Origin of the sequence: Luteimonas salinilitoris (genome assembly GCF_041300785.1) — a bacterium.
GTDB classification, from domain to species: domain Bacteria; phylum Pseudomonadota; class Gammaproteobacteria; order Xanthomonadales; family Xanthomonadaceae; genus Luteimonas; species Luteimonas salinilitoris.
The window spans coordinates 1-20742 of record NZ_JBFWIB010000007.1 but is presented as its reverse complement, the minus strand read 5'-3'; the positions used below and the strand labels follow the sequence as shown (position 1 = coordinate 20742).

The 20742-nt window shown below is 69.8% G+C and carries 13 protein-coding genes; 6 read left to right on the top strand and 7 right to left on the bottom strand.

The window, feature by feature from the left end; genetic code table 11:
* Positions 1-46: 46 nt before the first annotated feature.
* Positions 47-574 (top strand): GAF domain-containing protein, encoded by a 528-nt coding sequence (locus AB5T46_RS11925; protein ID WP_370564185.1) that lies wholly within the window; start codon positions 47-49, stop codon positions 572-574.
* A gap of 222 nt (positions 575-796) precedes the next feature.
* Positions 797-2629, top strand: coding sequence for a monovalent cation:proton antiporter-2 (CPA2) family protein (locus AB5T46_RS11920; RefSeq protein WP_370564184.1), 1833 nt, complete (start codon positions 797-799; stop codon positions 2627-2629).
* A gap of 2 nt (positions 2630-2631) precedes the next feature.
* On the opposite strand, the gene AB5T46_RS11915 is transcribed toward AB5T46_RS11920, so the two are convergent.
* The 5 genes from AB5T46_RS11915 to AB5T46_RS11895 all read right to left on the bottom strand — a co-directional run bounded on the left by AB5T46_RS11915 (position 2632) and on the right by AB5T46_RS11895 (position 10242).
* On the bottom strand, positions 2632-3477 hold the full coding sequence (locus AB5T46_RS11915) for an energy transducer TonB (protein ID WP_370564183.1): 846 nt from the start codon (positions 3475-3477) through the stop codon (positions 2632-2634).
* 433 nt (positions 3478-3910) lie between these two features.
* Positions 3911-7201 carry an ankyrin repeat domain-containing protein gene (locus AB5T46_RS11910; protein ID WP_370564182.1) on the bottom strand — a complete coding sequence of 1097 codons (3291 nt, stop codon included), beginning with the start codon at positions 7199-7201 and terminating at the stop codon, positions 3911-3913.
* Positions 7194-7466, bottom strand: a complete 273-nt coding sequence (locus AB5T46_RS11905; RefSeq protein WP_370564342.1) for a YcgL domain-containing protein — start codon at positions 7464-7466, stop codon at positions 7194-7196. Before AB5T46_RS11905 ends, AB5T46_RS11910 begins: the two co-directional genes overlap by 8 nt.
* Before the next feature lie 297 nt (positions 7467-7763).
* The gene (cydB, locus tag AB5T46_RS11900; protein WP_370564341.1) at positions 7764-8771 is read right to left on the bottom strand and encodes a cytochrome d ubiquinol oxidase subunit II; all 1008 of its coding nucleotides are present in this window, start codon (positions 8769-8771) and stop codon (positions 7764-7766) included.
* 70 nt (positions 8772-8841) lie between these two features.
* Entirely contained in the window at positions 8842-10242 is a 1401-nt protein-coding gene (locus AB5T46_RS11895; protein WP_370564181.1) for a cytochrome ubiquinol oxidase subunit I, read from the bottom strand.
* Positions 10243-10577: 335 nt separating this feature from the next.
* Here AB5T46_RS11895 and AB5T46_RS11890 point away from each other — a divergent pair, with 335 nt between their 5' ends.
* The 3 genes from AB5T46_RS11890 (at position 10578) to hemF (ending at position 14809) form a co-directional block, all read left to right on the top strand.
* Positions 10578-12935, top strand: coding sequence for a S9 family peptidase (locus AB5T46_RS11890; protein WP_370564180.1), 2358 nt, complete (start codon positions 10578-10580; stop codon positions 12933-12935).
* 157 nt (positions 12936-13092) lie between these two features.
* Positions 13093-13863 carry a hypothetical protein gene (locus AB5T46_RS11885; RefSeq protein ID WP_370564179.1) on the top strand — a complete coding sequence of 257 codons (771 nt, stop codon included), beginning with the start codon at positions 13093-13095 and terminating at the stop codon, positions 13861-13863.
* Positions 13864-13873: 10 nt separating this feature from the next.
* The gene (hemF, locus tag AB5T46_RS11880) at positions 13874-14809 is read left to right on the top strand and encodes an oxygen-dependent coproporphyrinogen oxidase (RefSeq protein WP_370564177.1); all 936 of its coding nucleotides are present in this window, start codon (positions 13874-13876) and stop codon (positions 14807-14809) included.
* Positions 14810-14905: 96 nt separating this feature from the next.
* On the opposite strand, the gene AB5T46_RS11875 is transcribed toward hemF, so the two are convergent.
* Together AB5T46_RS11875 and uvrD are read right to left on the bottom strand one after the other, a co-directional pair.
* On the bottom strand, positions 14906-15523 hold the full coding sequence (locus AB5T46_RS11875) for a trimeric intracellular cation channel family protein (protein WP_370564176.1): 618 nt from the start codon (positions 15521-15523) through the stop codon (positions 14906-14908).
* Positions 15524-15796: 273 nt separating this feature from the next.
* Positions 15797-17998 carry a DNA helicase II gene (uvrD, locus tag AB5T46_RS11870; protein WP_370564175.1) on the bottom strand — a complete coding sequence of 734 codons (2202 nt, stop codon included), beginning with the start codon at positions 17996-17998 and terminating at the stop codon, positions 15797-15799.
* Positions 17999-18621: 623 nt separating this feature from the next.
* Between uvrD and AB5T46_RS11865 the strand changes: the two genes are divergently transcribed.
* Positions 18622-20184, top strand: coding sequence for a sodium/sugar symporter (locus tag AB5T46_RS11865; protein ID WP_370564173.1), 1563 nt, complete (start codon positions 18622-18624; stop codon positions 20182-20184).
* The last annotated feature ends 558 nt before the right edge of the window (positions 20185-20742 follow it).

The following is a 20742-nucleotide window of genomic DNA, read 5'->3' as shown; positions in this document are numbered from 1 at the left end:
CGGGAGCCATCGAACGCCCGGCAACGCCACGACGGATCGGGAAGCCATGTCCAGCGCCGCAGATGCATTCCTGGAACACGCCGGCCGGCGGCTCGCCGCATTGGTCGGCGAGTTGCAGGGCGCCGCCTCGCCGGTCGAGGTCGCCTGGATCCTGTGCGACTTCGCCGGCCAGGAACTGGTGCTGGCCGATTGCGTGGTCTACCTGCTCGAGGGCGACGGCCGCACGTTGATGCAACAGGCGGCCTGGGGACCCAAGCGCGCCGCCCCGCGGGTACTGGAATCGCGCATCCGGCTCAAACTCGGGCAGGGGATCGTCGGCAAGTGCGCGCAGCTGCGCCTGCCGCAGCGCACGATCGATGCGCGCCAAGATCGGCGCTACGTGGTCGACGACCAGTTCAACCTGTCGGAACTGGCGGTGCCGATCTGCATCGACGGCACGCTGTTCGGCGTGCTCGACAGCGAACATCCCGATGCCGGGTACTACGGACTGGCGCACGAGCATGCGCTGTACGCGATCGCCGAGCGCGGCGCGATCCGACTGCGCGAACTGGCGCAGGCGGCGCCTTTGCGTTGAAAGAAGGCCGCTGACCCGCTCGGCGGCACGATTCTTCGAGCGATTCGTCGTTCCCGCGAAGGCGGAATCCGGTGACCTGCCGAAGCAGCGAAGGCGCCGGGGGACCAGCCATTCGGCTGTCGTAAAACGCTTCCCGCCGTCGCGGCGGTTGACGATGCACGAGGAAGCGTCGTCGGTCCATTCGCGCCGCACGACCGTGCATACTCCGGGCAGGAGGTGCGCATGCACGGGAGTGGTCTGCAACTGGCGCTGGTGTTCCTGCTCGCCGCGGTGATCGCGGTGCCGCTGTTCAAGCGCTTCGGGCTGGGCGCGGTGCTGGGCTACCTGGCCGCCGGCGTGGCGCTGGGACCGGACGGGGTCGGCGTGGTTGCGCATGCCGAACCGGTGCTGGCCGCAAGCGAGATCGGCGTGGTGATGATGCTGTTCGTCATCGGCCTGGAGCTGTCGCTGGCGCGGCTGAAGCTGATGCGCCGACCGGTGTTCCTGACCGGCGGGCTGCAGGTCGTGCTCTCGGGCCTGGTGTTGGCGGCGCTGGCGGCGCTGGCCGGCCTGGGCTGGAAGGTCGCGCTGGTGGTCGGCCTGGGGCTGGCGCTGTCCTCGACCGCGTTCGGGCTGCAGCTGCTGGCCGAGCGCAAGGCGCTGCACAGCCCGCATGGGCGGCTGGCGTTCGCGATCCTGCTGTTCCAGGACCTGGCCGCGGTGCCGCTGATCGCGGCGATCCCGCTGCTCGCCCACGCCGCCGCGCCGGAATCCGGGCACGCCGGCTGGGCGCTGCTCAAGGCGGTCGCCGCGCTGGCCGCGGTGTTCTTCGGCGGCCGCTACCTGCTGCGCCGGCTGTTCCGCACCGCGGTGCGCATCGGCGTGCCGGAGATGCAGACCGCGAGCGCGCTGCTGGCGGTGCTCGGCGCGGCCTGGGTGGTGCAGTTGGCCGGGCTGAGCATGGGCCTGGGCGCGTTCCTGGCCGGCGTGCTGCTGGCCGAGTCGGAGTTCCGCCACGAGATCGAATCGCAGATCGAACCGTTCAAGGGCCTGCTGCTGGGGCTGTTCTTCATGGCGGTGGGGATGAGCATCGACCTGGCGCAGGTGGCGGCGGAGCCCGGCTTCGTGCTACTGGCGACGCTGCTGCTGATGGCGGTGAAGTTCGCGGTCCTGTTCGGGCTCGGCCGGCACCCGGGTGGGCTCGGCATGCGCGAGGCGCTGCGCCTGGGCGGGGTACTGTCGCTGGGCGGCGAGTTCGCGTTCGTGGTGTTCGCCGAGGCGGCCGGCGCTGGGCTGCTGGAGGCGGCAATGCACAACCGCCTGCTGGCGGTGGTCGGCCTGTCGATGGCGCTGACGCCGCTGCTGATGATCGCGCTGGCGCGCCTGCTCGACGGACGCGACGATGCGGGGGCGCCGACCCGCGAATACGATCCGATCCACGACCACGGCCACCCACAGGTGATCATCGCCGGTCTCGGGCGTTTCGGGCAGATCGTCGCGCGCCTGCTGGTGGCGCAGAAGATCCCGTTCGTCGCGCTCGACGCCGACCCTGGCACCGTGGAGGCGCTGCGGCGCTCCGGCAATCCGGTGTACTTCGGCGATCCGACCCGTCCTGAGCTGCTGCGCGCCAGCGGCGCCGCGCACGCCCGGGTGTTCATCAATGCCGTCGACGATCGCGAGGCGAGCCTGCGCACCATGCACCTGGTGCGGCACCTGTATCCGCACCTGCGGGTGTTCGCGCGCGCCCACGACCGCCGCCACGCCTGGCAGCTGATGGACCTGCAGGTCGAGGCCTTCCGCGAGACCTTCGCCTCGGCGCTGGAGATGGGCCGCGAGGTGCTGGTAGCGCTGGAGGTGCCGCGCGAGATCGCCGAGGACCGCACGCGGCGCTTCCGCGAGCACGACGAGCGCCTGCTCGCCAGCCATCACCGGATCTACAACGACGAGTCCGCCCTGCTGCAGGCGCTGCGCGAAGGCCGTGCCGAACTGGAGCACCTGTTCGAAGCCGACCAGGCGCAACAACCGGCGCGTGCCGACCCGGAACCCGGTGCCGATGGCCGCGACGGCGTGAGCTGAACTTAGCCCCGCTCCTGCTCCTGCTGCAGCGGCGTCAGCAGCTGCATGCCGATGCCGACCTGATGCACCCGACCCGCGACCAGCGCATCGGGCGCGCCATCGTCTTCCGGCGCCCAGTCGGGCTGCTGCCGGGGACCGGGAATATAGGCCTGCCATTCACCGTAGCCGGGTCGCCGATCCTCGAAGTCATAGTCGACCGGCATGCGCACGATCCAGGCGCCGGCATCGGCATGTTCGCCCATGGTCGGCACCTCGAACGTCCAGGCCCGGGCCGCCACCAGGCTGGCGCGCACGAGCAGGCGCCGTGCCCTGTCCATCTGGTGGCTGTTGCCGACCACCCGCAGATTGACCTGCTCGGGAACGACGTCCTCGACCGTGCCCTGCTCGCCGATGCGCAACAGCAGGTAGACGGTACCGGTGACGCCGGCGTGCAGCGCATCCAGCGGATAGGCCGGCGGTTTCATGTCCCGGCCCTCGACCGTCTCGTCGGGCGTGTTCCGGTCGGCGAAGTGCGCGTGGTGGATCCCCAGCTCGTAGTTGCCGTCCTCGAGCCGCCGGGCCACCAGGTTGAGGCTCATGCGCGCGGTGGCGGACACCGGCTCGCCGTTGCGGCGCGCCGGCTCGAAGCGCCAGTGCGGCGCGGCGCCCTCGATCAGCCGGACGACCCCTTCGGGCAGTTTCTCGCTCTGGTCGAGATCCAGCCCGGCGACGCTGCCGTCGCGCGCGACCTCCACCGAGCCGGTCACCAGCATGCTCATTTCCGCCTGCTTGCGCACGCCCCGGGGGCCGGCGGCCAGCGCCGCGCACGACAACAGCAGGACCAGCAGGCCCAGACTCCAGCGTTTCATCCGTGATCTCCAGGGAGCGTCGACCGCGAGTCTAGCAGGGAGGGCGGTGCGTTCCCGAGTCGCTTTTCCGGCCCGGATGAGCGCTCCCGGCCCCGGATCACGCGGCAAAGCGATGTGAATAAACGATTCTATCCCTGAGATTTTCCACAAATGATTCAACGGTTTGGTCGCTCCCCCTTTGAAAAAGGGGGTTGGGGGGATTTGCTCGGTGCCCTACCAACCAACAGCAACAGCAAATCGCTGCGCGATTCCCGGCCCCGCGCAGCGCGCGGGGCGCTCAAGCCGCCGCAAGCCTGCGGCTTGCAAGCGACGGCTTTCGCCCCCCTCAATCCTCCTTTTTCAAAGGGGGAAGGCAAGCGCAAAAAAAATGCGGGGAAACCCCGAGATCTATCCGCGTTGATCCGCGTTGATCCGTGTCGAAAAAACAAAGCGCTCAGCGCGGCTCGCGCAGGAACCGCGCCATCGACACACCCGGCCGGGTCTGCGTCGGCGCCAGTTCCGCGGCGACATCGACGAAGCCGCGCATCACCGCGATCTCGCGCGGGGTGCGGTTGAGGGCGTCGCGCAGGTCGGGATCGGCGCCGGCGCGCAACAGCCGGCGGGTGAGCTGCAGCAGGCCGTGCAGCGCGGTGAGGTGCAGGGGACCGAAGCCGCGCGGGTCCTGGGCTTCCAGCGCCACTTCCTCGTCGAGCAGGTGGTCGAGCCCGTCCAGCACCACCTCCTCGTCGCAGGCGGTGCCGGGCTCGGCGCGGGCGCCGAGCAGCAGCAGCAGTGGGGTGACGCCGCCGGCGGCCGGCGCATCGACTTCGGCGCCGGCCAGCAACAGGGTGTCGAACAATGCCAGCAGGCGCGGACGGTCGCGGCAGGTGAAGCCGTACAGCGCCGCGCAATGCAGCGGCCCCAGTCCCTGCGCATCGGTGGCGTGGACGTTGGCGCCGGCGGTGAGCAGGCGCGCGCACAGGTCGGGCAGGCCGAACGCCGCGGCCAGCATCAGCACGGTGACCTCGCCGGGCAGGCGCTGCTCCAGCTTGGCGCCGGCATCGAGCAGGCGGTCGACGATCTCGCCCTGGCGCATGCTCACCGCCGCCGACAGCGGCGTGGCGCCGGTATGGGCGGCGTATTGCGGATCGGCGCCACGCGCCAGCAGCAGGTCGACCGCGGCGCGATGGCCGCCGCCGGCCGCGCGCAGCAGCGCGGTGCAGCCCTGGCTGTCGGGGGTGTCGACCGCGAAGCCGAGATCGAGCAGGCGGCGCAGCGCATCGGCGTCGCCGACGATCGCCGCGGCCGGCAGGTCGGCCGGCCGCAACGCACGTCCGGGCAGCGCCCAGCCGCGCCAGTCGAGCCAGTCGGCAAGATCGCGGCGTCCGCCGGACAGCGCGACGCCGAGCGGCGTCTGCCCGTCGGCGGCGCGCACGTCGGGCGCCGCACCGTGCCGCACCAGGGTCTTGAGCGCGGCTTCGCGCCCCAGCGCGGCGCACAGGTGCAGGGCGGTCATGCCGTGGCTGTCGCGGGCGTCGAGATCGACGCCGACCGCGATCAACCGGTCCATCAACCGGGTCCAGCCCAGGCGCACCGCCAGCGCCAGCGGCGGATCGCCCGTTTCGGCGGCGGCGAAGGGATCGGCGCCGCGCTCGAGCAGCTCCAGCGCCAGTTGCTCCAGCCCGCGGCCGGCCTGTTCGCTGCGCGCGCAGGCGGCGAGGAAGCGTGCCAGGCCGCCGGCGCCGGCGGGCGACACGTTGCGGCGCAGCATCGCCTGCAGGGCGTCGACCGCGTCCGGTCCCAGCGCCAGCAGGCGGAACACCGCGCTGTCGGCGAATCCGTCGCGGACTTCCGGGTCGGCGCCGTGCGCGAGCAGCCAGTCGATGCGTTCGGCCGACAGCGGCGCCTGTTCGTCGAGCAGCAGGCCGCCCAGTTCCTGCGGGCCGAGCAGCTGCAGCAGGGCGTCGAGATTGTCGTAGCGGCCGGCGCGCAGGCTGTCGCGCAGCAGCGACAGCGGTGCACGATCCGGGACCTCGGTTTCGCCGGCCTCGGGCAGGATGCTGGCCGGCAGCGCGTAGTCGGGATCGAGCAGCGCCACCAGCGACCAGCGTCCGGCCGCCGCGGCATGATCGACCGGGCTCCGGCCGTCGGCGTCGGCCGCCTGCGGGTCGGCGCCGAGTTCGAGCAGGCGCCGCACCAGCGGCGGCGACGGCGTCTCCGCCAGGCAGGCCAGCGCCAGCGCGCCGCGGCCGGCGCCATCGACGGCGTCGATCTCCACCTGCACCGCGACCAGCGCCTCCAGCGTCGACAGGCGGCCGCCGCGGGCGGCATCGAGCAGCGGCGTACGGCCCTGCGCATCGCGCACCTGCACGTCCGCGCCGGCGGCCAGCAGGGTGGTCGCGATCTCGGCATGGCCGGCGAACGCGGCCTCGTGCAGGGCGCAGCGGTCGTTGGGATCGCGGGCGGCGGCCTTGGCCTTGTGCTTGAGCAGCAACTGCACGCCGGCGACGTCGTCCTCCTCGCCGCCGGCGGCCGCCAGCAGTGCCGGTGTGCCGGTCCCGGTGTCGGCATGCGCGCCGCGCTCGAGCAGGAACCGCGCCAGGCGCCAGTTGCCGACGCCGCAGGCGACCCCGAGCGGCGTCAGCCCGTCGGCGTTGACCGTGTCGAGCTCGGCGGCGGCATCGCGCAGCAGCGCGACAACCCCGGGATCGGAACTGCGCGCGGCATGGTGCAGCGGCGTATTGCCGTCGGCATCGGTGGCGCGCGGGTCGGCGCCATTGGCGAGCAGGGTCATCACCGCCTCGGGGCGGCCGTGCCAGCTGTCGCGCGTCGCCGCCAACAGCGGCGTCAGGCCGGCGTGGGTGGCATTGAGGTCGACACCCCGCGCGATCAAAGCGCGCAGCAGGCGCAGGTCCGGCAGCACCGCCGCCAGCACCGGCAGGCTGCGCTGGTCGCGCTGCTCCGGCGCCGGCAGGCCGTGCGGATCGGCGCCGAGGTCGAGCAGCTCCAGCGCGCGGTCGACGCGTCCGCCGCGGGCGGCGGTGTACAGCGCGACGTCCAGGTCGCCCTCGGGCAGGTCGTCGGCAGCGGCGAGGGCCGGTCCCGGCATCTCCACCACCGCCATCGGCAGTTGCGCCGCCGGCGCCAGCCGCTGCAGCAACCAGTGCGCGCCCGGCCATAGTCCGACACCCGCGATCGCGAGCACCCAGCGCGCCGGCGGCGGCAGCAGGCCGGGCCAGGCCAGCAGCAGCGTGGCCGCCAGCACCGCCGCCACGCACAGCGCCAGCACCGCACCGCGCAGGGCCGAGGCATCGTGGTCCGCCAGCCCGCGCCAATGCCGCGGCAGGCCGCCGCCGTCGCGCTCGAGCGCGTGCCACAGCGGCCACAGCCGCCACAGGCCGATGGTGCAGATGCCGGCCATCGCGCTCACCCCGAGCGCGGCACCGAGCGTGCCGCCCTGGCGCAATGCCGACAGCGGCCAGGCCAGCAGCAATGCGCCCGCGGCCAGCGCGATCCCCCAAAGCGCCAGCAGCTCGAGGACCTCACGGCGCAGCGCGGGCGGCGCCATCGTGTTCGCCGCCGGACCGGTCCCGCGCCACCAGCGCACCGCCAGCGCGAACGCCGGCTGTGCCAGCCACATGCCCAACGCGGCGGCGGCGCCGCCGAATCCGGCGATCAGGCTGAGGACGGCTCCGAAAACGAACGCAAGGGCGACGCGCCGGCGCGGGCGCTGCGAATCAGGCATCGGTGCCCCAGTCTTCGGTCAGCGGATCGCCGGCGGCCGAGGGCGGCACCTGCAGATGGAAACCGCGCAGCACAAGATGCTCGCGCACCGCATTCACATCCTCACGCGCCAACTTGCGCTCCGGGGTCAGGGCGACGTCCAGCACGAACTGCAGCGTGCCCAATCGCTCGCGCAGCGCGCCGGGCAATCGCGAGAAATCATCGCGTGCGGCGAGATAGACATAGGTGTCGGCCTTGCGCAGGCTCTTGTAGACGTAGGCGTGCATGGCCCGGGGAACGGCTCGATCCAGGCGATTGTGCTTTAAAAGCCGGGATTGGGGAATGGGGAGTCGGGAATCGGGAAGAAGCGCAACGCTTTTGCTCGTCATCCCGGCGAAGGCCGCGCCAGGCAAACGTATCCGTTGCGGTGAGGTCAGGCCCGTCGCCACGGGCGGTGCCAACGAAGGGCCGGGATCGTCTGTTGACGTAGCTCCATGAAAGTCACTGGATCCCGGCCTTCGCCGGGATGACGGATCCTTGGTCTTTCCCGATTCCCGATTCCCCATCACCCCATTCCCGGCTCCTCAGTGATACCCGGCATCCGCCTCGATCTTGCCGCGGAACACGCGGTACGACCATGCCGTATAGCCGAGGATCATCGGCAGCAGCACCACCAGGCCCACCAGCACGAAACCCTGCGAGGAAGGCGGCGACGCCGCTTCCCAGATGCTGAGGTCGGGCGGCACAATGTTCGGCCAGATGCCCAGCACCAGCCCGGCGAAGCCCAGCACGAAGAAGCTCAGGGTGAGCAGGAAAGGCATTGCGTCGCGTCCCTCGCGCATCGTCGCGCGCCACAGCCAGAAGACGTTCGCCAGCGCCAGCAGCGGGACCGGCGACAGCCACCAGAAATTCCCGTCCTCGAACCAGCGCGCCATGATCCGCGAATCCAGGAATGGCAGCCAGGCGCTGACCAGGCCCATGAACGCGGCCACCACCAGCACCAGCGGCCGGGTCAGGGTGCGCGCGATCTGCTGCATGCGGCCGCCGGTCTTGAGGATCAGCCAGGTGCTGCCGAGCAGCGCGTAGCCGAACACCACCGCCACCCCGGTCAGCATCGAGAACGGGCTGAACCAGGCGAACGCGCCGCCGATGTAGCGGCCTTCCTGCAGCGGCATGCCCTCGACCAGGGCGCCGAGGATCACGCCCTGCGCGAACGCGGTGAACATCGAACCGAGCGCGAACGCCGCGCCCCAGAACGGCTTGCCGCGCCGCGCCTTGAAGCGGAACTCGAACGCCACGCCGCGGAACACCAGCGCGATCAGCATCAGCAGCACCGGCAGGTACAGCGCCGAGAGCACCACCGCGTAGGCGCGCGGAAACGCCGCCAGCAATCCGGCGCCGCCGAGCACCAGCCAGGTCTCGTTGCCGTCCCAGATCGGCGCGGCGGTGTTCATCATATGGTCGAGTTGGCCGCCGTCCTCGGCGAACGGCGCCAGGATGCCGAGGCCGAGCACGAAGCCGTCCAGCAGCACGTACATCAGCACGCCGAAGCCGATCACGCCGAACCAGAGCACGGGCAGCCAGAATTCCATCGCGGTCATCTCCCGGTTCCAACACCGAATCGCGGTACGCCACACGCTCTGCGCTGCTCGACGACAGTCCTCATGCGTCTCTCTCCACCGGCTCGTCCGCCGCCGAGATCGGCCGCATCGGCGTCTTCTCGCCGCCCTCGGCCTCCGACGACTCCACGAAGTGCTGCGGGCCGGTGCGGACCATCTTGACGATGTAGCCGCCGCCGGCGCCGAATACCACCGCATAGGCCACCACGAACGCGATCAGCGACGCCACCACGCTGCCGGCGCCGATGTCGCTGACCGCGTCCGCGGTCCGCAGCAGTCCGTAGATGACATACGGCTGCCGCCCGATCTCGACCACGATCCAGCCCGCCACCACCGCAACGAACCCGGCGAGCGTCATCAGCCGCCAGCCGTCGAGCAGCCGGGGCGATGCATAGAGCGTGCCGCACCGCAGCTTCCAAACCGACCACAGCGCCAGCGCCAGCATCGCCAGGCCGATGCCCACCATGATCCGGAACGCGAAGAACACCGGCGTCACCGGCGGCCGCTCGTCGGCCGGCACCGCGGTCAGCGGCTGCACCTCGCCGTCCCAGCTGTGGGTCAGGATCAGGCCGCCCAGGCGCGGGATCGCGAATTCGTAGTCGTTGCGCTCCGCCTCGGCATTGGGCAGCGCGAATACCACGAACGGGGTGCCGGTCCCGGGCGGTCCCTGTTCCCAGTGCGCCTCCATTGCCGCGACCTTGGTGGGCTGGTACTCGCTGGTCTTCAGCCCGTGCAGGTCGCCGACCAGGATCTGCGCCGGTACCGTGATCGCCGCGAACACCGCCGCCAGCTTCAGCATCCTGCGCCCGGCCTCGACGTGCTCGCCGCGGCGCAGGTAGCGCGCGCCGACCCCGCCGATCACGAAGCAGGTGGTGATGAACGCCGCCAGCACCATGTGCGCCAGCCGGTACGGGAACGAGGGATTGAAGATCACCTCGCGCCAGCTGGCCGGGTGGAAGACGTCGCCGACCATTTCGTAGCCGGCCGGGGTGTGCAGCCAGCTGTTGGCGGAGATGATCCAGAAGGTCGAGATCAGCGTGCCAAGCGCCACCATGCAGGTGGCGAGGAAGTGCAGCTTCTCCGGCACCTTGCGCCAGCCGAACAGCATCACGCCGAGGAAGGTGGCCTCGAGGAAGAACGCGGTCAGCACCTCGTAGGAGAGCAGCGGTCCCAGGATGTTGCCGGCGCGCTCGCTCAGCACCGACCAGTTGGTGCCGAACTGGAAGCTCATCACGATGCCCGACACCACACCCATGCCGAACGAGACCGCGAAGATCCTCAGCCAGAAGAAATACAGGTCGCGCCAGACCGTCTCGCGCGTGCGCAGCCAGCGCCATTCCAAGAATGCCAGCCAGCTCGACAGGCCGATCGTGAACGCCGGGAACAGCACATGGAAGGAAATCACGAAGCCGAACTGGATCCGCGACAACAACAGGGCGTCCACGCCTCGCTCCGGGCAACGGTTCGATTGGCGCCATTGTGCACCGTCACGCGTCGAGAGCGGGTGCGACCGATGGTCGCAGCGATTCGCGCGATGCGGGCGCCGACGCGGCTCCCCGCGCCACGCAATCCCCGGAAACGAGAACCCCGTCGCGGCAGGCGCCGGTTCCGGCTGGTAAACCTGCACCCACAGGGATCCTCCGGAACACCGGGACAGGGAAGTACGCAGGGGCGCATCGCGCCCCTGCCTCGTTCTGGCGCGTCGGCATGACCTGTGGCCCAGCCGGCCGCGCGGACGGACTGCTACCCTGCGGCGGTTTGCATCGCCACGAGGGCGCCATGATCCGATCGCTGCCGCTGTCCCTGCTGCTGTTCGCCGCCGCCGCCGCCGCGCAACCGGCGCAACCGCTCACGATGGCGCGGATCATGGCCAACCCGGACTGGATCGGGCCGCCGGTGGAACAGGCCTGGTGGTCGTGGGACGGCCGGCACGCCTACTACTCGCTCAAGCGCGACGGCAGCGACATCCGCGACACGTACCGGCAGGCGATCTCCGGCGACGAGGCGGCCCTGATCGACGGCGCCGCGCGCGCCGAAATCGACGGTCTGCCGCCGGTCTACGACGCCGCGCGCGCGCGCGCGGCCTTCATCCGCGACGGCGACGTGTTCGTGCGCGACCTGCGCAGCGGCGCGCTGACCCAGCTCACCCGCGGCGACGAGAGCGCGGCCTCGCCGCGCTGGAGCGACGACAGTGCGCTGGTGTGGCGCATCGGCGACGACCGCTGGTTCCGCTGGACCGCGCGCGACGGCGTCACCGAGGCCGCGATCCTCAAGGCCGAGGACGATCCCGGCAAGCCGCCGAAGCCCGACGCGCTGCGCGAGCGCCAGCTGCGCCTGTTCGAGACGCTGCGCACCGAACGCGAACGCCGCGAAGCGCAGCGCCTGCAGGAACTGGACTGGCGCCATACCGATCCCACCCGTTCCCCGCCGCCGGTCTACCTGGGCAATGACGTGGAGATCGCCGCCAGTGCGCTGTCGCCCGACGGCCGCTGGCTGCTGGTCGCCACCCATGCCAAGGACGCCGACAAGGGCCAGGATGGCAAGATGCCGAAGTACGTCACCGAATCCGGCTACGAGGAATTCGAGGACGTGCGCACCCGCGTCGGCCGCGACGATCCGCTGCCGCAGACCTTCTGGCTGGTGGACATGGCCGACGGCAAGTCGCGCAAGCTCGACCTCGCGGGCCTGCCCGGCATCGATCGCGATCCGCTCGCCGAACTGCGCGAAGCCGCTGGCAAGCAGCCGCTGGAGGGCCTGCGCGCGGTGCGCATCGAGGACGCGGGCCCCGACGCGATGCAGTGGAACGGCGACAGCCGCAGCGCGGCGCTGATGCTGCACTCGGTCGACAACAAGGACCGCTGGCTGGTGACGGTCGAGCCGACGGACGCGACGGTGCGCACCCGCCACCGCCTGACCGACGCCGCCTGGATCAACTGGGGCTTCAACGAATTCGGCTGGATGCCCGACAATCGCACGCTGTGGTTCCTGTCCGAGCAGAGCGGCTGGTCGCACCTGTCCCTGAGCGACGGCGACCGCGCCCGCGCGCTCACCTCCGGCCGCTGGGAATCCTCGGAGCCGGTGCTGGCGGCCGACGGTCGCAGTTTCCTGTTCGTCTGCAACCGTGCCCGTCCGGGCGACTACGAGGTCTGCACGGTACCGGCCGACGGCGGCGAGGTACGCGAGATCACCGACCTGGACGGCGTCGAGGGCTTCACCGAATCGCCCGACGGCGCGCGCCTGCTGGTGCGGCATTCGGAAAGCTACGTGCCGCCGCAGCTCGCGGTGGTCGGCCTCGACGGCGGCGGCTACCGCGCCCTCACCGACACCCGCAAGGAGGAGTACCGCACACACCAGTGGCTGCAACCCGAGTACGTGCAGGTGCCGTCGAAGCACGGCGCCGGCACCATCCGGGGCAAGTACTACGGGCCGGCGGATCCGGAGCCCGGGCGCGCGTACCCGGTCGTGCTGTTCGTGCACGGCGCCGGCTACCTGCAGAACGTCAGCGACCGCTATCCGAACTATTTCCGCGAGCAGATGTTCCACAACCTGCTGGTGCAGAACGGCTACATCGTGCTCGACCTCGACTTCCGCGCCTCGGCAGGCTACGGCCGCGACTGGCGCACCGCGATCTACCGGCAGATGGGCCACCCGGAACTGGAGGACTACCTGGACGGCATCGACTGGATCGTCGAACAGAAGCAGGGCGACCGCGACCGCGTCGGCATCTACGGCGGCAGCTACGGCGGCTTCATGACGTTCATGGCGCTGTTTCGCGAGCCGGGCACGTTCAAGGCCGGCGCCGCGCTGCGCCCGGTCACCGACTGGACCCAGTACAACCACGCCTACACCGCCAACATCCTCAACACCCCGGAGCTCGACCCCGAGGCCTACCGCAAGTCCTCCCCGATCGACTACGCCGACGGCCTGCAGGACCACCTGCTGATCGCCCACGGCATGATCGACGACAACGTGTTCTTCAAGGATTCGGTGATGCTGACGCAGCGGCTGATCGAACTGCGCAAGGACAAGTGGGAGATCGCGCCCTACCCACTGGAGCGGCATTCCTTCCAGCACGCCGACAGCTGGTACGACGAGTACCGCCGGATCTTCGAACTGTTCGAGCGGGCATTGAAGTAGAAAGCCCTGAGGAACACTGTGATTGTGGAAAGGCCCGCTCTGGCCAGGGGTTTCCGGCATGCGGCCTTTCTGCGCCATCGCTATGTCGCCGCGAACCACACCTGCCTGATGGGAGGTATCATCCAATTTTTCCGACAACTTGCCCGGAGCCGTTCCGATGCCGACCTCCAGCCGTGTCCTGCTGCTCGTACTGGCAATTGCGTGTTTCGCCCCGCACGACACGCTTGCCCAGGCACCGGCCATGAGCCCGGAGAAGTACGCGCAAGCCGCCCAGATGCGCGACTTCGTCGCTTCTTTCATGCACGGCCAGGTCGTGGCCACATGTGCGCAGCAGGGCTACGGACGGTCCGAGCAGCTCACCGCCTCGTATGCGGCTTGGCAGGAGCCCGTGGCGGATTCAATCGCGGAGGGAGAGACCGTGATGCTGGAAACGTATCCGGAGGACTTCGATGGCTCGAAGGAAAAATTGCGGGAAGAAATGCTCAAGCGATACCGGAAGGACACTGAGCCAGTCGTCGTCTCCAGGGTAGGCGAAGTCTGCGATGCTCGCCTTATGCTTCTCGAAACTGGTCTTCCAATACCATCCAGCGGCACCACCGCCACCGCTCCGACACTGCGCGCGGACATCTTCTCGCAGGGCATGATGGCCACGACCTGCTGGGCCATCGAGTCGATCGAGATGTCGGTCGTCAAGGCCGACCCGGCGGCAACATCCGAGGAGCAATGGATCTTCAGCGGCTGCGGCAAGCCGGTCGCGACCACGGTCACTTACTCGGCCAACCCCACAGGCGGGACAAACTTCGTCGTAGGCATGAAAAGCGATGCCCTGACTCCCGCGGAGAGGAGACAGCGCCTGGAAGCGGCCAAGCGTCAACTCGAGGAAGCCAAGAAGGCCCAGGCCACCGGGAACGCCGCGAACCAGCCCTGAATGCAATGTCATGGGCCAGCACCTTGGTACCACGTTGGACAGCATCGCCGTCACCCGCAGCTACCTGACCGGCCTGCAGGACCGCATCTGCGGCGCCGTCGAGCATGCCGACGGCGCGGCGCGTTTCCGAGAGGACGCGTGGGTGCGTGCCGAGGGCGGCGGCGGCCGCACCCGCATCCTGCGCGAGGGCGCGGTGTTCGAACAGGCCGGAGTCGGGTTTTCCGACGTCTCCGGCAGCCGGCTGCCGCCATCGGCGAGCGCGGCGCGGCCGGAGCTCGCTGGCGCATCCTGGCGTGCGGTGGGGGTGTCGCTGGTGCTCCACCCGCGCAACCCCTACCTGCCGACCACGCACGCCAACGTGCGCCATTTCCGCGCGCAGCGCGACGGCGAGACGGTGGCCTGGTGGTTCGGCGGCGGCTTCGACCTGACGCCGTTCTACCCCGTCGACGAGGACGTGCTGCACTGGCACCGCACCGCGCGCGCGATCTGCGAACCGTTCGGCGGGCAGGCGCGCTACGACATCCACAAGCGCTGGTGCGACGAGTACTTCTTCCTCAAGCATCGTGGCGAGACGCGCGGCGTCGGCGGCCTGTTCTTCGACGACCTGCACGACGACTTCGAACGCGATTTCGGCTACCTGCGTGCGGTCGGCGACGGCTTCCTCGATGCCTACCTGCCGATCGTCGAACGCCGACGCGACACGCCTTACGGCGAGCGCGAGCGTGAGTTCCAGCTGTACCGGCGCGGGCGCTACGTGGAGTTCAACCTGGTCTGGGATCGCGGCACGCTGTTCGGACTGCAGTCGGGCGGGCGCACCGAGTCGATCCTGATGAGCCTGCCGCCGCTGGCACGCTGGGAATACGGCTACACGCCGGAGCCCGGCAGTACCGAGGCGCGGCTGGCCGACTACCTGCGCCCGCGCGACTGGCTGACCGAGCTGGCCTGACGTCTTCCCGTGCCGATGCAGGCATTGCGTCGCGCAATGACGGTCAATCTCCGGCCCGGCATCTGCACCGAAGGACCGGCAACATTCTCGCACCTATCAGTCCCAATCCTCCTGATAGACGAACTTGGGCATTTCCCATCCGTAGCGGATCGCGAGCACGCGCATGGCGAAGCCGGCGACCATGGCGACGACCATCGCGACGCCGTGCATCACCCCGGCATGCTGCAGGCCGAGATAGAGCAGTCCCGTCAGCAGCGATGCCGTGGCGTAGAGTTCCCTGCGAAACAGCAGCGGCGTCCGGTTGCAGAGGATGTCGCGCAGCACGCCGCCGAAGGTGCCGGTGATCATGCCGGCGACCACCACGATGAAGAACGGCAGGCCCATCGAGGCGGCGACGTTGCAGCCGATCACCGTGAACACCACCAGCCCGAGCGCGTCCAGCAGCAGGAACAGCGTCCGCAACCGCTTCATCACCGGTGCGATGAAGGCGGTGAGGATGGCCGCGGCCAGGGTGATGCCCAGGTACAGGGGATGCTCGATCCAGACCAGCGGATGATTGCCGAGCAGCACGTCGCGTACCGTACCCCCGCCCAGGGCGGTCACGCAGGCGATCACGCCGACGCCCAGCCAGTCCATGTTGCGGCGGCCGGCGGCCAGCGCCGCGGTCATGGCCTCGGCGGTGATGGCGACGAGATAGAGGCTGTGCAGCAGCATGGGAGCCATCCATGATGCGGGAAGCGACAGTATGCGCGGGTGCCGCCCGCCTTGCGAACGGGAGCAAATCGCTGCGCGATTCCCGGCCCACGCGCAGTGCGCGTGGGCGCTCGAGCCGCCGCAAGCCTACGGCTTGCGAGCGGCGGCTTTCGCCCCCTCAATCCCCCTTCTTCGAAGCGGGAAGCACAGCCAAGGCGATCGTCGCGCGATTGTTCCGGTTCGTGCGGGAGCGCTCGGCCAGCGCCCCTTCGCTACGGATTCGGCGCCTTCCGCTCAGGCCGGCTGCAGGTTGGCGTAGGCCAGCACCAGCCACTTGCTGCCGACGTCGTCGAAGTTGACCTGCACCCGCGCGTGCGCGCCGCTACCCTCGACGTCGGTGACCACGCCGGCGCCGAACTTCGCGTGCGTCACGTTCTGCCCGAGCCGCAGGCCGGGGCTCTCGTCGACCAGGGCATGCCCACGGTTGCGCCTGGGCGCCGCCGCGAACGCCGGCCGCGACACCTGCACCCGCGGGCGCACCTCGTGCAGCAGCGGCGCCGGGATCTCGCGCAGGAACCGCGACGGCACGCCGTACATGTCCTGGCCGTGCAGGCGCCGCGCCTCGGCATAGGTCAGCACCAGTTTCTGCCGCGCGCGGGTGATGCCGACATAGGCCAGGCGGCGCTCCTCCTCCATGCGCCCGGCCTCGTCGGCCGAGCGCTGGTTGGGGAACAGGCCTTCCTCCATCCCCGCCAGGAACACCAGCGGGAACTCGAGCCCCTTGGCGCTGTGCAGGGTCATCAGTTGCACGCCGTCCTCGCCGGCCTGGGCCTGGCCCTCGCCGGCCTCGAGCGCGGCGTAGGCGAGGAAGGCGACCAGCTCGGTCAGCGCCGCCGACTCCTCGTCGTCGCTGCGGACGAAGCGCGAGGCCACCGACACCAGTTCGTCGAGGTTGTCGGTGCGCGATTCGGAATCCAGGCCGCCGCGGCTCTCCTTCGACCAGTGCTCGCGCAGGCCGGAACGCACCAGCACGTGGTCGATCTTGTCCGGCAGCGGCAGGTCGTCGACCTCGCCGGCGAGCGCGTCGACCAACGCGTGGAAACCCGCCAGCGCGTTGCGCGCACGCGCGGTCACCACGGCGCCCCGCGCGATCCGCAGCGACGCGTCCCACAGCGACAACCCCTCGCCGCGCGCCGTGCGCCGCACCTCGTCCAGGGTGCGCTCGCCGATGCCGCGCGTGGGCGTGTTGACCGCGCGCTCGAACGCGGTGTCGTCGCTGCGGTTGGTCACCAGGCGCAGGTAGGCCAGGGTGTCCTTGATCTCGGCGCGCTCGAAGAAGCGCACGCCGCCGTAGACGCGGTACGGGATCTGCCCGGCGACCAGCTGCTCTTCCAGCGCGCGCGACTGCGCATTGCTGCGGTAGAGCACGGCGCAGTCGCCGTAGCTGCCGCCGTCGCGGACCCATTGCTCCACCCGCTCGACCACGAAGCGCGCCTCGTCGATCTCGTTGTACGCCGCGTACAGATCGACCGGATCGCCTTCGCCGCTGTCGGTCCACAGGCGCTTGCCGAGACGGTCGGGGTTGTGCGCGATCACCGCGTTGGCGGCGTCGAGGATGTTGGCGCTGGAGCGGTAGTTCTGCTCCAGGCGGATGGTGCGCGCGCCGCTGCCGTCATCGGACCCGAAGTCCTGGAGGAACTTCTGCACGTTCTCGACCTTGGCGCCGCGCCAGCCGTAGATCGCCTGGTCGTCGTCGCCGACCACGAACACCTGGCCGGTCTCGCCGGCCAGCACCCGCACGAAGGCGTACTGGATGCTGTTGGTGTCCTGGAACTCGTCGACCAGCAGCTGCCCGAAGCGCTGCCGGTAGTGCGCCAGCAGCGCCGGGTTGTCGCGCAGCAGCTCGTGCGCGCGCAACAGCAGCTCGGCGAAGTCGACCAGGCCGGCGCGGTCGCAGCGCTCCTGGTACAGCGCGTAGCTGCGCCGCATCACGTCGGCCCACTCGTCGTCGCCGGACTGGATGTGCTGCGGGCGCCGGCCCTCGTCCTTCTGCGTGTTGATCCACCAGGCGATCTGCCGCGGCGGAAACCGCGCCTCCTCCAGCTCCAGCTGCTGCGCCACCCGCTTGACCAGGCGCAGCTGGTCATCGCTATCGAGGATCTGGAAGCCTTCCGGCAGCTTCGCGTCCTGCCAGTGCAGGCGCAGCAGGCGATGGGCGAGACCGTGGAAGGTGCCGATCCACAAGCCGCGGCTCCCGTGGCGCAGCAGCGCGCCGGCGCGGTGGCGCATCTCGCCGGCGGCCTTGTTGGTGAAGGTGACCGCGAAGATGCCGTGCACCGGCACGCCGTGGACCTCGTTGAGCCAGGCGATGCGGTGGGTCAGCACGCGGGTCTTGCCGGAGCCGGCGCCGGCCAGCACCAGATAGTGCCCGGCGGGCGCCGACACGGCCTCGCGCTGGGCCGCGTTGAGGCCGTCGAGCAGGTGGGAAACATCCATCGTGCGCATTTTACGCGAGGCGCGGGGCGCGGCCGCGAAGCAGGCTCTGGAGTCGCAATCCCGTAGAGCCGAGCTTGCTCGGCTATGTAGGCTCCGGAGCCGAGAGCAGCGGAGCAAGCTCCGCTCTACGGGTCGGGTCCCGTTCGGCCGTGCGGTTCCCGGAGCCGCAATCCGTAGAGCCGAGCTTGCTCGGCTATGCAGGCTCCGGAGCCGGATCAGGTTCCACACCATGCGGGCACGATGGCCAAAGCCGCATTGCATCACGGCACGCGCTCATCGACAGACGGCACCGCAGATCGCGACACGACAGCGCACTTACCAGCCGCGCCTATCGGAGCAGGTCCGTTGACAGCGTTGTCAGCGACGCGTACAACCGGCCGAGGCAGCGCCCGACCAAGACCGTTCACGGAAACGGCGCATCCCACCATTCGACATGGCTGCCATCCCCGGGGAGGGAACAACATGCGCAATTTGCAACTGCCGTGCGTCCGATCGCCCGCACCGGCCTCTTCCGGGCTCGTCACACCCGCCTTCGCAGATGAGGCGAAAGACTGCGGGATGCACCCGGCATGCGCATCCCGCGGCGTGCCAGGTCCGCAACCTCACCAGGGTGGATCCGTGACATGACGCTTTCCACCCTCGACGCCGGCATCGTGCTGGCCTACCTGGCCGGCATCTTCATCCTCGCGCAATGGGTCTCGCGCGAGCGCGCCGGGCACAAGAAGTCCGCGCAGGACTACTTCCTCGCCGGCAGGGCACTGCCGTGGTGGGCGATCGGCGCTTCGCTGATCGCCGCCAACATTTCCGCCGAGCAGATCATCGGCATGTCCGGCTCCGGATTCGCGATCGGCCTGGCCATCGCCTCCTACGAGTGGATGGCGGCGGCGACGCTGCTGATCGTGGCCAAGTACTTCCTGCCGATCTTCCTGCGCAACGAGATCTACACGATGCCGCAGTTCCTGGAGCGGCGCTACGGCAGCCGGATCCGCACGCTGATGGCGGTGTTCTGGCTGGGACTGTACGTGTTCGTCAACCTGACCTCGATCCTGTGGCTGGGCTCGCTGGCGATCTCGTACGTGGCCGGGATCGACCAGACCACCGTGCTGCTGTGCCTGGCTGCGTTCGCGCTGGCCTACCAGATCTACGGCGGGCTGAAGGCGGTGGCGTTGACCGACATCGTGCAGGTCACGTTGCTGGTGCTGGGCGGCCTGCTGCTGGTCGGGATCGCCATGGACCGCATCTCGGACGGCGCCGGCGTGCTGGCCGGGTTCGAGCGGCTGCGCACCGAGATCCCCGGCCACTTCCACATGATCCTCTCGCCCGACCATCCGTTCTACAAGGACCTGCCGGGCCTGAGCGTGCTGCTCGGCGGCATGTGGGTGATGAACATCAGCTACTGGGGCTTCAACCAGTACATCATCCAGCGCGCACTGGCGGCCAAGAGCCTCGGCGAGGCGCAGAAGGGCGTGCTGTTCGCCGCCGGCCTGAAGCTGCTGATGCCGGTGATCGTGGTGCTGCCGGGCCTGGCTGCGGTGTTGCTGGTGCCGGACCTGTCGCGTCCCGATGCCGCCTATCCGGCGATGATGTCGCTGCTGCCGGTCGGGGTGCTGGGCGTGGTGTTCGCGGCGTTGATCGCGGCAATCGTGTCCTCGCTGGCGTCGATGACCAATTCCATTTCCACCATCTTCACGCTCGATTTCTACACCCGGCTGGGCCGCGAACACAGCCAGCGGCGGATCGTGCGCACCGGTCGCATCACCGCGGTGGTGGCGATGCTGCTGGCGGTGCTGGCGGCGCGGCCGTTGCTGGGCAGCTTCGACCAGGCATTCCAGTACATCCAGGAGTACACCGGCTTCTTCACGCCGGGCATCGTGACGATCTTCCTGCTCGGCCTGTTCTGGAAGCGCGCCAACGAGGCCGGCGCGATGGCGGCGGCGATCGGGTCGTTCGTGCTCTCGGTGGTGTTGAAGCTGGCCTGGCCGGCCCTGCCGTTCATCGATCGCGTCGGCCTGGTGTTCCTGCTGGCGACCGTGCTCGCGGTGGCGGTGTCGCTGTTCACGGCGCGTGCGCCGGACAAGGATTTCATCCACACCGAAGACGTGCGCTACGCCACGTCCTCGACCTTCAACATCGGCGCGTTCGCGGTGATCGCGATCCTGGTTGCGCTGTACGCGAGCTTCTGGTGATGCGGGTGTTCTAGCGGCTGCGGCGTTGTGCCGTTGCGGGCTGAAGCCGGAGAGTCCTCCGAAGCAGAGGTTTCGGCAGTCGCGCGGGAGCGGGCGCCACGGCGCGGGGATCGCTCCGCCCTTCCGTCCGGCCATCCATGGCCGGAGTCAGGGCCGCAGGCCCGTGCCGCTTCACGGTCCGGCCCGGCGCAGCGCGCCGGGCGTTCGCACGGGCCGCGCGGCAGTGCCGCGCAAGCGGCTTGGGCTCACCCATGGCCTGCTCTCCGCGACCCCCACACCGCGACGCCGCAGCCAACTCTGGCCGGCTTCGAAAGAGCAGGGCACCGGAAGGGAAGCTCTCACCGGATTCGAGTGGCACCGGCGAACACGCAAGCAAGTTCTTTCGGTTCCCGTCTTCGAAGGGGAGGCAAGGCAATGCAAAAATTGCAGCTCAGCCTGCTGAAGTGGTGGAGCCAGTGAAAACAAGTTGGCGCCGATCTTCGCTGCTGAAGAAACCGGCAATCCCAAATCGCCGGTGGGGGGGGGGGGGGGGGGGGGGGGGGGGGGGGGGGGGGGGGG